Here is a 13,723-nt window from a genome sequence, read left to right on the forward strand (position 1 = left end):
GGCCCGCCCCGTACTCCTGGTCGCGCATAAGAACTCCGTCCATTTCGGCCACCCGATATTGCTTGTAGTGTAGCCTGCAGCCGTGCGGAGACGGTTGAGGTTGTGTCAGACGGGTCCTGCTGCTATGACGATTCTGTGATATGCGGGTCGACTAATCAAGCTCTACTATGATCGTGTGCCCACCAGCTAATCAAGCTTCACGATGAGGGTGCGCCCACCGACTCGGTTGCAGAGCGGAGGATCGACGTGGCGGAGAACTCTCCTTCCATGGGTGCCCAGGGGCCGGCGGTCTGGGAGAAGGTTCCGAAGCGGAATCCGAACTTCACCGGCCGCGCCGACCTGCTGGCGGCTCTCCGCCGGAGTATCAACACCGTGACCGCCGTTGTGGCGCAGCCTCAGGCCCTCCAGGGACTCGGGGGCGTTGGCAAGACACAACTCGCGATCGAGTACGCCTGGCAGTACCGTGCCCACTACGACCTGGTCTTCTGGATCTCTGCGGACCAGCCGATGCTGGTCCCGTCATCTCTGGCCGCCATGGGAGCCTTCCTCGGCCTTCCCACGGCGACGGGGACGGAGCAGGCGACCCAGCAGGTGCTGCGCGCGCTGGAGAACGGGGTTCCCTACCGAAGATGGCTGCTGGTCTTTGACAACGCCGAAGAGCCTGACGACATCAGGGATCTCATTCCCCGAGGGCCCGGCCATGTTCTCATCACCTCGCGTAACTCACGCTGGAGCGATCACGAGCCCACCATTCAGGTGGACGTGTTCAACCGCGAGGAAAGCGTGGAATTCCTGAGCAAACGCCTTGGGACGAGCATGACCACCGCCCAGGCAGACCAAGTGGCCGACAAGCTCGGCGACCTTCCGCTGGCCCTGGAGCAGGCGGCCGCCCTGCTCGCCAGGACGTTGATGCCGGTTGACGAGTATCTCCGGCTGCTGGACGAGCAGACAGGTCGGCTGCTCAGCCTGGAGAAGGCCCCGACGTACCCGCAGTCCATGACCGCAGCCTGGCAGATCTCCGTCTCACAGCTGGAAGATCGGGTTCCGGAGGCGGTCGAACTGCTGCGTTGCTGCGCGTTCTTCGGTCCTGAGCCCATCCCACGGGATGTCTTCCGCCGGGGCAACCTGTCGGCGGGAATGCGACTCGAGCGCATGCTGGCCGACCCGATCGGCCTGACCAACGCTCTGAGCAACTTGGAGCGATATGCGCTGGTTAAGGTCGAGCCGTCGACCCGGACACTTCAGGTCCACCGTCTCAACCAGGCGCTGCTTCGGGATGAGACGCCAGAGAAGGATCGTGGTTCGCTCCGTCACGAGGTACACCTGCTTCTCGCCGGTCCCAAGTCCATCGATCCGGACGACACCAGCAAGTGGCCGTACTTCGAGCTGCTGGCCGCTCATTTGGGCCCCTCTGGAGTGATCGGATGCGACGATCCGAAGGTGCGCGAGTTCTCTCTCAACATCGCGCGATTCCTCTATGTGCGAGGTAGCTATAGGCAGGCGCGGACATTGCTGGAGCAATACATCGAAAGCTGGACCGTACAGAGCGGTGAGCGTCATTTCGACGTGCTGGTAGCCCGTAACCATCTTGCCAATGTCTACCGGGCGCTCACCATGTATCCCGAGGCGTACGAGACTGTCTCGACCACCCTGGAGATGATGCGCGAATCCCTTGGTCACGAAGACTCCCAAACGCTGTGGACCTTGGGAGGTTACGCTGCGACCCTCCGAGCGCGCGGCGACTTCCTACGCGCGCGGGACATCGACTACGAATCTCTGGAGGCGCACGAGCGTCTTCTCGGTCCTGACGATGTGAGGACTCTGCGAACTCGCAACAACCTGGCTGTCGACCACTCTCTGACCAGCGAGTACGGTAAGGCTCAGGAACTCCTTCGCCAGGTCTACAACCAGGCGACCAATATGGACGCCGGTAAGCGTTTCCAGCTTCAGGCATGGAGTAACTTGAGCCGGGCGGTGCGGTTGGGCGGCCAATTCCAGGTGGCGGCCGATATGTCAGAGGATGCCTACACCATCGGCGTGACAGAGTTGGGCGCGGACCACCCCGACACCCTGGTGGCGGCCAAGGACTACGCGATCTCTCTCCGCATGAGCGGCCGACTGCTGGAGAGCCTGGAGCTCATGCGGGACACGCGGGCCCGTATGGAACGCTTGTATGGTGATGCCCACGCTCACACAATGGCCGCCGCCATGGGTCTGTCCAATGCGTTGCGCGCATCTGGCGAGCTCGACGAGGCCAGGGAGATGGCGGAGCGCGCCCTCGGGCACTATCCCGAGGTGTTCGGTGACAATCACCCGTTCACCCACGCGTGCAGGATAAACCTGGCCCTACTGACGCGGCTGGCAGGAGATCTCGGCACTGCTCGGGAGATGGACGACAGAACACTCGCCGGTCTGGGCGAGCGGGTCAGCCTGGAGCATGACTACGCGGTGACATGCGCCATCAACCTGCAGAACGATCTGGCGGCCCTCGATGAGTTCGAACAGGCACGGAGTCTGGGGGAGGAGAATTACCGGCGGATCCAGGTCTACTTCACCCCCGAGCATCCTCTCAGCCTCATCTGCGCGGCAAACCTGAGCCAGGACCTGCGTAAGACCGGTGCCGAAGAGGAGGCCGATCGATTGCACGGGGAGACGTTGAAGCGCTTCGAGGTGATCTTGGGTCGAGATCACCCTGACACCCTCGCGGTGCAGGCGGGGGAGCGGCTCAACTGTGACTTCGACCCGCCCCCCATCTGACCTGAGGTTTCGTCACACGTTGCTCCGGGCCCACTCCTCGCGGTGGCGCTCGGACTCCAGCCGGGCCCGGGCGACGGCGGCCGACGAGACCGGCTCGGCGCGCCAATGGCCGAGCGTGTCACGGAGCACGCCGACGAAGTCCACTCCGGCGGCTGTCAGCCCGCCGCTGTTCAAAAGTGTCCGGGTGACCTGGTAGGCGTCTTCACGCCAGCGGGCGAACTCGATCTGCGCGCGTACCCCGACGGCGGGGTCCTCGGTGTGCCGTCGCCAGAATCGTGCGACGCCGGCATGCGCGTAAGCGCCATGCAGCAGGCCGAAGAGCGGGCGTGGATCCGGGCGCCAGGGCGCGTAGTAACGGCGGCCGTCGTCGGGGCCGATCAGCTCGACCACCTCGGTCAACGCGTTCAGCTTGGCATGCTGCAGTTCGTGCGCCAGGGTGACGGCCAGGCCCAGCCCATCCAAGGGATCGGTGAGCGCGATCGTGCCAAAGGTGTCCCTGGCGCACGCGCTGTGCTGGCTCTGTGCAGGAGTGACCAATGGCGTGAGCACCGAGACCGCCGCCGTGACCTCTTTCGCCACCGTCTCGTGGTGGTCGTTGAGTATGCGCCATGCCTGGCGCACACACTCGACCCAGCGCCGCCGCCGCTCAGGCGAGAGGCGGCCGCCGACATCCTTGCCAGGCCATCGGTAAGGGTCTAGATCGTCGATCGTCAGCAATGCACCGGGCGTGCCGGTAACCTGCTGCAGAGCATGCCAGCCGGGTAGGTCATGCCCGAGCTCGATCCGGCTTACGAAGCGGTCGAAGCGCAGCTCGGCCCCGCCATCGTCCGGGGCCACGGTCACTTCCACCACTTCGGGGAGGTCTCCCGGCAGGGTCAACAGGCCCAGCGACGGCAGCATGAGGGTGCCACCGCGGGTTGATATTTCAAGGTGGGACGCAGCCCCCGCGCGAATGGCCGCGGCCAGCGCCACCGCCGCGAGCCGTCCGGGATCGCCGTTACCGGCAGGCATCGCCCGGCAGGTGCGCAGCGCCCAGGCGCCCACCGCCGGGTAGCGGAGACAGCGCCCGACCTCCCCGGGATAGCGGACCTCCAAGTCCGACAGCGACTCGTAGGCCCGGGCCACCAGGTCGGCGTCACTGTGCCCGGTTCGGCGGCTCTCGTCCGCGAGCAACCGCACCAGCAGGCGATTCTTGCTGGCCTGGGCGGCACACAACTCACCCACCGCCTTCGCGCTGCCACCACCTGCCGCGAGTTCTGAGAATGACCTACCGGAGATCCGGTGCCCACTCGGCTTCATTTTCCTCCTTGGAGGCGGGCGACGTCCCGCTCGCATCTCTGGCTGATGTGTGTGATCAAGCGGTACAAGTCAGGGCAGTAGACGGACGGCTCGGCGAAGCCGGTGGCCGGGCTGTAGCGGTGCGCGTAGAGTCCTCCACCGCAAATGGACACGATGTCGCAGCTACGGCAGGCAGATGAGAGGGCGTTTTCGCCGATCTGACGCGCGACGATCGACGGATGCAGGAGCGCTCGGTCCAACGAGTCCGTGAGCACGTGCAACCGGGTCTCTGTGGCGCCCTGGTAGGCACTCTTCAAGATGTCCGACTGCTCGATGCTTCCATCGGTCTCGATCACCACCATGCGCACGGGCGAGATGCCCACCGTCTCGGCTCGGGAAGGACTGCCGAGCAGCAAACGGATGATCTCCCGGAACAACCGGACGTCGGTCTGCAGGACGGGACTGTCATACCAACGGTCGAAGATCTGAATCAACCAGTCGGCGTACGGTGTGGTCGGCGAGCCGGTGTCACGGAAGGGTGGTGGCGCCGCCCAGTTGCCGTGTGGCAGGAGGAAATCGATCGCCGGCGGGTCGAACTCCAGCAGCGCTTCATAGGTCCGCAACGGGTCGTTGCGCACGTCTATCGTGCACAGGAGACCGTTGAACAAATGATGGTACGGCCCAGCGGCCAGCGCGCGTAGCGCCTGGCTGACCGGTGTGTGGCTGCCGCGCCCGTTGGCGAAGCGGCGATGCCTGTCCTGGGCCTCCTGGTCACCGTCGAGGCTCACTCCGATGCGGATCTCCAGCGAGTTGAACAGGCGCAGGAAGGTCTCGTCGAGTCGCACGCCGTTGGTCTGGATGGTGACGTTGACCCGTGTACCGGTGGCGACCCCGCCACGGATACCGCGTACCAGCCTGGAGATGAGATCTCGCCCGGCCAGCAGCGGCTCGCCGCCGTGCAGGATGACGTCGATCCCTGGGAGGTCATGGTCGTTGGCATGCTCGACGATGCGCTGAACGGTTCGGTCGGCGATGGCGTCCGACATTCTGCGTGGCTGGAGTCGCCAGCTCTGGTCGGCCATCTCGTAGACGTAGCAGTGGTGGCAGGCGAGATCACAGCGGCTGTGGATCTTCAGGATGAACTGCTGGAAGGCGAGCGGCTGCCAGCCACTCGCCAGTACCGCGTCGACGTCGAGGGTTTCCGGAAACCCCTGGGTGAGCAGCGGTTCCGAATCAGGGCTTCCTGGCAACGGCTACCCCTTATGCGATCGTGCGCCCATCGCGTAGTGCTGATTGGTCTTCCCCATGCGTGGGAGGAGCGTTACACAACGCCGTCTCTCAGCGGCGCGAGGACCTGTCAAGGATCACGCCGGTGGTGGTGATTTTTCTCCTGGTGGTACAGCACTTCCTCGAAGAACAGGTACAGATCGTCGATTTCGGCGATGACGGGAAGCCAGTCGTAAGTTCCGAATCCCCCTGGTTCGAGGGGCGACAGGAGACGGGCGGCCGCTCTGAGGTCGTTCGGCGGGAACTCGACGGGTGCCAGTTCAGCTGAGCCCTTCTGGAAGGCCCGCGCGAACGGGTGTTTCACTCCACGCACCCCCAGGGTCGCCAGCACGCTCTCGGCGGGACTCCTGGTGACCGCGCCGTCGGCCAGTTCCACCGCGCTGGGATTGGCGAGCGCGACGAGGACACGCAGGTCGGGTGGCAGGTCACGGAGGACCCGCGGCGGCCGGGCGGGGCCGGTGTGCCGCTGTTCGCGTGCCAGGAGCAGCAGTATCTCCGGAACACGCTCGCGAAGACCGTGGAGCACCTCCGTGACGCAGTCGGCCGGAGCCGCTTTCGCCATGGCCAGGCGATGCCCGATGGCCTGCCTGATGAAAGACATCGGCTCCACCAGCAAGGCGTCCACAAGCAGCTGATGGCTCTCGTCAGGGTTCTCCCGCAGCGCACTGGCGTAGCGGATGACCGGGTCGGGGGAGTCGACACCGCCTGAGTGGCGGAGCTCGCGGGCAAGCTGGTCGAGATCGCGCCTGGACGCCAGCTGCACGTTCGGCCGGCTCCGGGCTGCGCCGGTCAGCTTCACGGCGGTGCCGACGGCGGTGGCAAGGCCGGCGACGGCGGCCGCTGTGAGAAGCATCGACGCCGGCGAAACGGTCGTGAGGGCCTGCGTGGCGATGCTGACTCCGATGATCAGCAACGTGGCGCAGACAGCGGCCGCGAGCCTTCTGCGGTGCATCCTGTACTCCGCGACGACTTGGGCACGAGCCTTGCGAAACTCTTCCCAGTCGGCATGTGCGCGCGCGGCCCGCGCCTCCGCGATGCGGCCGGTCAGTGCGTTTCGCCGAACCTGCCATCCCGATGGCGGCCTGTCGCGTTCGTGCTGCTCGGCCGCCTCCCCGACGTCGCGGTCGAGCGTCGCGCCGCGAGGCTGGGAGGAGCTCAGGCCGTCCAGTCGTGAATTGAGCCGTCGCAGGGTCTCGTCGAGGCCGGCAGGAGCGTGCTCTGACAGCGCGGTAGCGACCTGCTCCACAAGCTCGTCCAATTGCCGGGAGAACGCGGGGGAGCGGTCGGCGATCAGGACTCGGTGCGCCGCGTTACCCAGAACGTCCAGCAGCGGTGGGCTGATGTATCCCGTGACCACAAGCGCGGTGAAGACACGATGCCTGTCGGGGCGAACTTCGTCGAGGAGCGGGGCTATCTCACTTTCGTGGAAAAGTGCCCCGTTCAGCATGACGACAGCGCGCGGCTCTTGCCGGTCGGATACCTGGAACACGACGGTCTGGCCCTCGGCCTCGACACGCTCGGTGGTCAGCCCTGCCGAGAGCAGCTTCTTCTCGACGAGCGTCCCGAGATCGCTCAGGGTCAGGTAGCGGCCTCGCCGGGCCGACGCGCTGGTCACCGAATCCGCGTCGATGACCGACCCGGGAACCGAGGCGTCGAAACTCACCCAGGCCAGTTGCAGCAGGAGGCGGATGTTGCCGCCGCACTGACGTAGCAGTTCGAGCAGGCCGGCTTCGGTGAAAGGCCTGATGCCCGCGTCAGGCCCCGGGCGGGTGGTGTTGATGTAGGTGCTGAGCACCATCCGGGCTTCATCAGGCGTGAGGGGCAGCATGTGAACCGCGCCTGTGCCGATGCGCTGGCGTAAATCGGGTGGCATGTGATTCCAGGCCGCCTCGCTGGACAGGAGGAGCAACATCCCCGAGGCTTTCGGGATCTGCTCGACCAAACCCTGCACGAGGCCGAAGTTGGCCCGCACCGGACGCCCGTCCTCCAGAAGGAACTTCTCGCATTGATCGAGAACCAGCACGAAGGGCCGCCCAGCTCGGGTCACCAGGGTAGTCAGCAGTTGCAGGCCGTAGCGGCATGTCAAGGGATCGTCGATCTGATTGCTCACCCCGAGGGCACGGGAGGAGTCGGCGCTGATCGGCCGGCCGCACAACCAGTCGTAGGCGGCGTCGGAGAACTCGGGGCGAAGCAGGAACGACAGCGCTCGCTGGAACACGGGCCCGTTCCCGGCCACAGCGGCGATCTCCTTGGCCTGCTCTTCCAGCACCTCCCCGGCATCGACCCGAACAGGTTCGATCAGGTCGATCATTCTGGCGGAGGGAGGCCTTTCATCGGCATCACCCGTGGATGCGCTGGTGATGCGTGCGGTGAGGTCTTTCGTGAGGGTGTCGCGATAGCGCTGGCTCAGGTCTTCGAGCAGGTGTTGCGGCAGTTGGGAGACCAGACGCCGGTATGCGGCGACGAAATCGTTCTCCTGAAATTTCAGGTAAAGCTGAACTGTCTGGGGATTCTCACCATGGAGGAAGGCCATCATGTGCCGAGCGGCGTGTGTCTTGCCCACCCCATGAGAGCCGTACAGGCATCCGAGGCTGCCGTCACGGCCTGGTTCGTGCTCGAAGCCTCGCATGTAGTCTTCGGCCAGGCGTTCCGTCTCCCGCACCGTGGACAGAGGCGCGGTCGGAGTGTGCTGCGCCCAATCATGCAGAAAGTCCGGCAGAGACGTCTCTTCCGCACTGGAGGTGCCTCGGGCGGGAAAAGGATTGCGGCCGGGGTAGTCAGCCATGGGAGCCTCCGCGCAGCCCATTCCACTTCTCCACCTGCCACATCTTGAGCTGTAGCCAGCTTTCCGACATACGCAGGTCTTCGATGGGCCACGGGGTGTCCCGCTCATATTCAACGAGCCGGCAGTCGAGCAGCACCTCGAGCAGGCGCATGGCCTGACCGATGGTGTACGGACGAGTGCTGAAGGCGCTCTCCACCCCTTTGCTGTCGAAAGGAGAGGGTGGCTGGCCGGTCCATCGTCCGTCTGCCAGCGCCGCGATCTGCCTCGGGGTGAGCGTGTTCAGGTCGACCACGACTCCATGTCTGGCGAACGCCCGCCTGTCCGCCTGGGTGAGCTGAACCGTGTCGGCATGTTCGTAGGTGTCCACGGTGAAGACCACGACGGTCGCCGCGGTCTCGAACACCTTCGTGGCCTGGGTGAGCAGCTTCTTGGTCGACACACTCTCGTACCGGACTCCGAAACCGGCGTCGCAACTGGCGAAAGCCAGTGCCGTGTCCTGTGCGATTGCTTGCAGGTCGTATTCATCCATGGCGTCGGCCGGCCCTCTCAGGCTCAGCGCGTCGAAGCGGTCGCTCAGCTCATCGGGGATCCTGATGTGGCGGCTTTTCATCTTGTTGCGTAGCGACAGCAGAGTGGAGCGCAGCAACCTGTACGCATCGTGTGTCATGTCGTCGCGCTCCACGCCGTGGACCACGAAGGGAAAACGTGATCGGTCCGCTGCGGCGGTCCGCTGGTACAGGTAGATGATGTGATTGGCGAGGGAAGTCCGCCCGCTTCTGCCCACGCCGGTGATCAGGAAGAAGGCTGGGCGCTTCTCTCTGATCGACCTCTCCACGGCGGCCTCCACGGCGGCCAGCCGGACGAAGCCTCTCAACTCGAGAAGGAGCTCTCGGTCGGTCTCGAAATCGAGGGCATTGAGCGGCTCGCTGCTATAAGGGTTGCCGGACAGCAAACCGTACAATTCATAGCGGACGTCCCCGATGTCCATCCCTCAGCCGCCGATCATCGTCAGATACGCGGGCAACTCCTCAGCGGACGCCTCGAATCCGGAGTTCGCGAAGAGTGGCATCAAAAAGTCGTGTTTCCCGTGATATACCCGCGTCAGCTTCTGCACCTGCTCCGCCCGCGCCTTGAATCGCGTCTGAAACCCTTGCAGCACGTCGGCCACCAGTCGCTCCTGGTAGACCAGCTCCAGCGCGACCAGCAGCTCCGGCTGCCGCACCACGTCCGCGAACAGCTCCGGCGCCTGCACCCGCAGCACGACGAGCCGTACGACCAGGTCGGTGCGCAGGTCGGCCAGTCCGGGGGTGCCGGCGATGATGGCCTCGGTCACCCGCAGCAGGTTGAGCACCCGTTTGATCTTCCGGGGGTTCGGGGCGACGCTCTTCTCCAGGGTCGCCGCGTGCCGCCTGGCCAGTTCGCCCGGCTGGGAGGCACGGATGAACGCGCCGACCTCGGTGGGGCCTAGCGGGTAGAGATGCAGCGGCAGCTGGATCATCTTGTCGAGGTAGTCGTCGCCGATCAGCGCGTGCTCGGCCGCAGGGAAGCCGAACGGCTGATACTTCACCGACACGCCCCGGTCGACCACGTCCTTGGCCAGGGCGATGAGCACGAAGACGTGTTTCAGGTCGAGGAAGAGCTTGATGGACTCCAGCACGTCGATGATCTGGTCCGGTTCGCACCGGTCGAGGTCGTCGACGAAGAAGACGAGCTTCTTGCCCTGGGCGGCCAGCAGGTCGGCCTCCCGCTGGAGCAGGCCCCGCAGGCGGCCGGTCTGGCTGTCCACCTGGCCGCGGATCTCCGCGTACTGGTGCGCGACTTTGACGATCTTCTCCACGCTCATGGTGCCCAGGCTGAGCCTTTTCAGCATCTCGTCGGCGGCGAGGTTCAGCATGATGGCGCTCAGCCGTTTGACGGTGTCCGCGAAGCGGCGCCTGGGGTCCTGATTGAGCTCGTCGTGCAGCGCGTTCAGCAGGGGGAGCAGCATCTCCGGCTCGCGCCGGTGCACCCAGGGGTTGAAGCGCACCCGGATGAAAGCGTCGCCGTGCCGGTCGAGCAGGCGTTCGTCCACCATTTCGAGCAGGGTCGATTTACCGCTTCCCCACGCGCCGTAAATGCCGATGGTGAAGGGCGTTTCCGTGCGGGGATTGGTAATGACCGAAACGAGGGGGTCGACGTACCTGCGGAAGCGAAGCAGGTCTCCACGCCAATTGACCGGAGTGTCCGAGAGCATCGCGATGTCGGGCATTCATCCTCCAAAAAGAGGATGCATCCGTCCCGACCATTAATACGCGACGTTATCGAACTGTGACGTCAAAGGGTGAGGGCCAGGCCGATCGCGAGCAGCAGGCCGTACGCCATCTGGAGTTTCCCCGTCTGCTGCAGCACGGTGATCAGCGCGGGTCCTGCCGCGCCGCGCAGCACCGTCCGCACCGGAGAGATCGCCAGCGGCGCCGCGAGCACGGCCAGCGCCGCCGCGGGCGCGGCCACGACCATGGCGAGCGCCACCGCGAACGGCACGATCAGGCAGGCCGCGTAGAGGGTACGGGTGCGCGGCGCGCCGAGCACGACCGCCAGCGTCCGCTTGCCCACTTCGCCGTCGGAGCCGACGTCGCGCAGGTTGTTGACCACCAGCATCGAGCAGGACAGCAGCCCGACCGGTACGGACGCCACCAGCGCGGCCCACGAGAGCGCCTCGGTCTGCACGAACGCGGTGCCGGTCACGGGCACCACGCCGAAGAACACGAAAACGGCCACCTCGCCCAGCGCGCGATATCCGTACGGACTGCTGCCGCCGGTGTAGAACCAGCCGGCGGCGATGGCCGCCGCGCCCACCAGCAGCACCCACCACGCCTGGGTGGCGATCACGAGGATCAGCCCGAGCACCGCGGCGGCGGCGAAGCTGCCCAGCGCCGCGCCGAGGACCTGTCGCGGGGTGGCCACCCGTGAGCCGACCAGGCGCATCGGGCCGACCCGCTGGTCGTCGGTGCCGCGGATGCCGTCGCTGTAGTCGTTGGCGTAGTTGACGCCGATCTGCAGCGACAGCGCCACGAGCAGCGCGAGAACCGCGCGCCATCCGTTGAAGCCGCCCTCGCCGATCGCCACCCCGGTGCCGACCATGACGGGGACGATCGCGTTCGGCAGGGTGCGCGGGCGTGCGCCGGCGAGCCACTGAGCAGGAGTCGCCATCAGCTGATGTCGGTGGTGAGCCTGACCATGCGGATCGGCCGGCCCATGTCGAGCACGCGCTCGGCCATGTCCTCACCCCACCCCGCCGACTCCAGGAAGCCGAGGACCGCGTAGTTGTCGGAGAACACCCAGGTGACGATCTGGCGGTAGCCGTCCTCGCGCAGGTGGTCGACGGTGGCGTTCAGCAGGCGGCTGGCGTGGCCGCGCCGGACGAAGTCGGGGTCCACGAGCAGCGTCAGCATCTCCGCCACGACGGTCGGGTCGAGATCGGGGTCCTCGGCGGGCGCGTGTGAGGCCAGCCCGACCACCCGTTCGCCGCCCCGCGGCGTCATCGGGGCGGCGCTGCCGCCGACGCCCAGTGCGGGAAAGCCCTCGGTGTCGAGGATCGTCTCCACCGCGACCAGCACCCGGTGCCGGGAGGTGGGCGGGGCGACGATCGCCTCATCCCACTGCCGTAGCCACATCTTCTCGGCAGCGGGGCCTGTCATCTGTTCGAGAGGACCCTCGGGCAGAAAGTCCCGGTAGCCGAGTCGCCAGGCACGGACCTGGACATTCGCCACCTGAAGCACATCCTCGCGCCGGGCCGCCCGGACGCCTACGTCTGCCATCTCGGCCCGCTCCTTCGCCTGCTCTTCGTGCCACAAGGCACGAGTTACACCGTATCGGTGTTTGCGCCTTGGGGATGACGCGAACCCTGCTTCCTCGCCCGGTAAGCGCGTGTTCTGGTGCGGTTACCGCAGACCCTCATGGAACACCACGATCGTGATCGATTGCTCGACCCGTCGATGAACGCCCACGGACACGTTTCCTCCGCGCACACCTTCAGCCGATCCCCCGAATCGCCCGTCATCGCCGCCGCGATGCACGCCAGGGCACCCGTGACCCCGCCCGCCACCGGCACCAGGCCGGGACGCGCCGATCGTCACCCGCAGCGGCAGCACCGGTGACTCGGGCGACCGCGCGCCGGCCTCGCGGACCAACTCCGTGCGCGCCGGCATGCGCCCACTGTACTGGCTCGTGATCATTCGCACGCGTCGAGGGCCTGGGCCAGCCTGCGCACGCCCTCGGCCAGCTCCGCGAGGTTCGCGGCCGCGATGTGGGTGACCCGGATGCGCGGTCCGGGCGGCTCCGACGGGTAGTAGATCCTGCCGGGGCTGACCAGGACGCCGTTGCGTTTGGCCGCCTCCACCAGGGCCCGCTCGTCGGTCTGCGGCGGCAGCCGCAGCCACAGGTGCATGCCGCCGTTCGGCAGCAGGTAGGGCTCCGCCTGCGGCATCCGCGCGGCCAGCGCCGTCGCGAGCGCGTCGCGCCTGGTGGCGATCTCGGCGTGGACGGCCGCCAGGTGCCGCTGCCAGGCCGGTGAGCCGACGAACTCCAGCGCCGTCTCCTGCAGCGGCCGGGCCACGAAGAACGAATCCACCAGCTGGCCGGCCCGCAGCCGGTGCGCCGCGGGCCCGCGCGCGATGACGGCCGCCAGCCGCATGCTCGGTGACAGGATCTTGGTGAGCGAGTGGATGTGGACCACGGTGCCGTGCGCGTCCATGGACAGCAGCGACGGCGGCGCCTGCTCGGTCAGGTGGTGGGCGTAGTCGTCCTCGATCACGAACGCCCCCGCCGCCCTGGCCACCTCCAGCACCTGCCGCCGGCGTTCGTGACCGAGCGTCACCCCGGTGGGGTTCTGCAACGTCGGCTGGCAGAAGAACACCCGCGCCCCCGAGACGGCGAACGCCTCCGCCAGCAGGTCAGGCCGTACGCCGTCCCTGTCGATGGGCACCGCCGTCGCGCGCAGCCCCGCCGCCTTGGCCGCCGCCAGCGCCCCCGGATACGTCGGCGTCTCCACCAGCACCTGGGTGCCGGGCGCGGCCAGCGCCCTGAAGGCGTGGGACAGCGCGGCCTGCCCGCCGCTCACGATCAGCGCGTCGTTGCCCGTCACCTCCCCGCCGGCTTGGGCGGCGAACCACCCGCGCAGCTCGCCCAGCCCGTTCAGCGGCGGCATCGCCCACGCCTCCGGCCTGCGCACCGCCCTGGCGCCGGCGGCCGCGAGCTGCCGGTCGGGCCGCAGGCCCATGGGCAGGTAGCCGCCGGTCAGCGGCACCGCGCCCTCGGGCGCCACGCGCAGCAGCGCCGCCACCGGCTCCTCGTCGATCACCCGATCGCCGAGCGCGACCGTCTGCCAGGAGAAGTCCGCGGCGTCCGCCGTCCACTCCCGCCGCGTCGCCACGAACGCCCCGCTGCCCGGCCTGGTGACCACCCGGCCCTCGGCGGCGAGTTGCCCGAGAGCCCGCGAGACGGTCACCGGGCTCACGCCATGGCGGCGCATGATCTCCCTGCTGGACGGGAGCCGGTCACCGGGCCGGAGCCGGGCGGCCTCTTCACGCAGAATCGCGGCGATCTGCGCGATACTGCTATCGTTGTCCATGAAGGATA

At 66.9% G+C, this 13,723-nt stretch carries 11 protein-coding genes; 2 read left to right on the plus strand and 9 right to left on the minus strand.

Features of this window, described 5'->3' with window-relative positions; translation table 11 throughout:
- Positions 1-246: 246 nt before the first annotated feature.
- The gene (gene fxsT / locus OHA68_RS24735) at positions 247-2,757 is read left to right on the plus strand and encodes an FxSxx-COOH system tetratricopeptide repeat protein (protein ID WP_327102369.1); all 2,511 of its coding nucleotides are present in this window, start codon (positions 247-249) and stop codon (positions 2,755-2,757) included.
- Between the two features lie 12 nt (positions 2,758-2,769).
- On the opposite strand, the gene OHA68_RS24740 is transcribed toward fxsT, so the two are convergent.
- The 8 genes from OHA68_RS24740 to OHA68_RS24775 all read right to left on the minus strand — a co-directional run bounded on the left by OHA68_RS24740 (position 2,770) and on the right by OHA68_RS24775 (position 12,116).
- Complete coding sequence (locus OHA68_RS24740) at positions 2,770-4,056, minus strand: HEXXH motif domain-containing protein (protein WP_327102370.1); 1,287 nt, start codon at positions 4,054-4,056, stop codon at positions 2,770-2,772.
- On the minus strand, positions 4,053-5,285 hold the full coding sequence (locus OHA68_RS24745) for an FxsB family cyclophane-forming radical SAM/SPASM peptide maturase (RefSeq protein ID WP_327102371.1): 1,233 nt from the start codon (positions 5,283-5,285) through the stop codon (positions 4,053-4,055). The genes OHA68_RS24740 and OHA68_RS24745 overlap by 4 nt, the downstream gene beginning before the upstream one ends.
- Positions 5,286-5,392: 107 nt before the next feature.
- Positions 5,393-8,107 carry an AAA family ATPase gene (locus OHA68_RS24750; RefSeq protein WP_327102372.1) on the minus strand — a complete coding sequence of 905 codons (2,715 nt, stop codon included), beginning with the start codon at positions 8,105-8,107 and terminating at the stop codon, positions 5,393-5,395.
- Positions 8,100-9,095 (minus strand): hypothetical protein, encoded by a 996-nt coding sequence (locus OHA68_RS24755; protein ID WP_327102373.1) that lies wholly within the window; start codon positions 9,093-9,095, stop codon positions 8,100-8,102. The genes OHA68_RS24750 and OHA68_RS24755 overlap by 8 nt, the downstream gene beginning before the upstream one ends.
- Positions 9,096-9,098: 3 nt before the next feature.
- The gene (locus tag OHA68_RS24760; protein WP_327102374.1) at positions 9,099-10,355 is read right to left on the minus strand and encodes a KAP family P-loop NTPase fold protein; all 1,257 of its coding nucleotides are present in this window, start codon (positions 10,353-10,355) and stop codon (positions 9,099-9,101) included.
- A 65-nt stretch (positions 10,356-10,420) separates the two neighbouring features.
- Positions 10,421-11,296, minus strand: a complete 876-nt coding sequence (locus tag OHA68_RS24765; RefSeq protein ID WP_327102375.1) for a 1,4-dihydroxy-2-naphthoate polyprenyltransferase — start codon at positions 11,294-11,296, stop codon at positions 10,421-10,423.
- Positions 11,296-11,904: a GNAT family N-acetyltransferase gene (locus OHA68_RS24770; protein WP_189141606.1), complete on the minus strand. Its 609-nt coding sequence runs from the start codon at positions 11,902-11,904 to the stop codon at positions 11,296-11,298. The genes OHA68_RS24765 and OHA68_RS24770 overlap by 1 nt, the downstream gene beginning before the upstream one ends.
- Before the next feature lie 44 nt (positions 11,905-11,948).
- Complete coding sequence (locus OHA68_RS24775) at positions 11,949-12,116, minus strand: CGNR zinc finger domain-containing protein (protein WP_327109556.1); 168 nt, start codon at positions 12,114-12,116, stop codon at positions 11,949-11,951.
- Between OHA68_RS24775 and OHA68_RS24780 the strand changes: the two genes are divergently transcribed.
- Positions 12,043-12,243: a hypothetical protein gene (locus tag OHA68_RS24780; protein ID WP_327109637.1), complete on the plus strand. Its 201-nt coding sequence runs from the start codon at positions 12,043-12,045 to the stop codon at positions 12,241-12,243. The genes OHA68_RS24775 and OHA68_RS24780 overlap by 74 nt on opposite strands.
- Before the next feature lie 74 nt (positions 12,244-12,317).
- On the opposite strand, the gene OHA68_RS24785 is transcribed toward OHA68_RS24780, so the two are convergent.
- Positions 12,318-13,715, minus strand: coding sequence for an aminotransferase-like domain-containing protein (locus OHA68_RS24785; RefSeq protein WP_327102376.1), 1,398 nt, complete (start codon positions 13,713-13,715; stop codon positions 12,318-12,320).
- Positions 13,716-13,723: the final 8 nt, after the last annotated feature.

The organism is Nonomuraea glycinis (assembly GCF_035920485.1).
GTDB classification, from domain to species: Bacteria; Actinomycetota; Actinomycetes; order Streptosporangiales; family Streptosporangiaceae; genus Nonomuraea; species Nonomuraea glycinis.

Bases quoted from the DNA above. Each gene is read 5' to 3' on its own strand.
- OHA68_RS24740 (WP_327102370.1), bottom strand. From the start codon at position 4,056: ATGAAGCCGAGTGGGCACCGGATCTCCGGTAGGTCATTCTCAGAACTC.
- OHA68_RS24750 (WP_327102372.1), bottom strand. From the start codon at position 8,107: ATGGCTGACTACCCCGGCCGCAATCCTTTTCCCGCCCGAGGCACCTCC.
- OHA68_RS24755 (WP_327102373.1), bottom strand. From the start codon at position 9,095: ATGGACATCGGGGACGTCCGCTATGAATTGTACGGTTTGCTGTCCGGC.
- OHA68_RS24760 (WP_327102374.1), bottom strand. From the start codon at position 10,355: ATGCCCGACATCGCGATGCTCTCGGACACTCCGGTCAATTGGCGTGGA.
- OHA68_RS24765 (WP_327102375.1), bottom strand. From the start codon at position 11,296: ATGGCGACTCCTGCTCAGTGGCTCGCCGGCGCACGCCCGCGCACCCTG.
- OHA68_RS24770 (WP_189141606.1), bottom strand. From the start codon at position 11,904: ATGGCAGACGTAGGCGTCCGGGCGGCCCGGCGCGAGGATGTGCTTCAG.
- OHA68_RS24780 (WP_327109637.1), top strand. From the start codon at position 12,043: ATGGAACACCACGATCGTGATCGATTGCTCGACCCGTCGATGAACGCC.
- OHA68_RS24785 (WP_327102376.1), bottom strand. From the start codon at position 13,715: ATGGACAACGATAGCAGTATCGCGCAGATCGCCGCGATTCTGCGTGAA.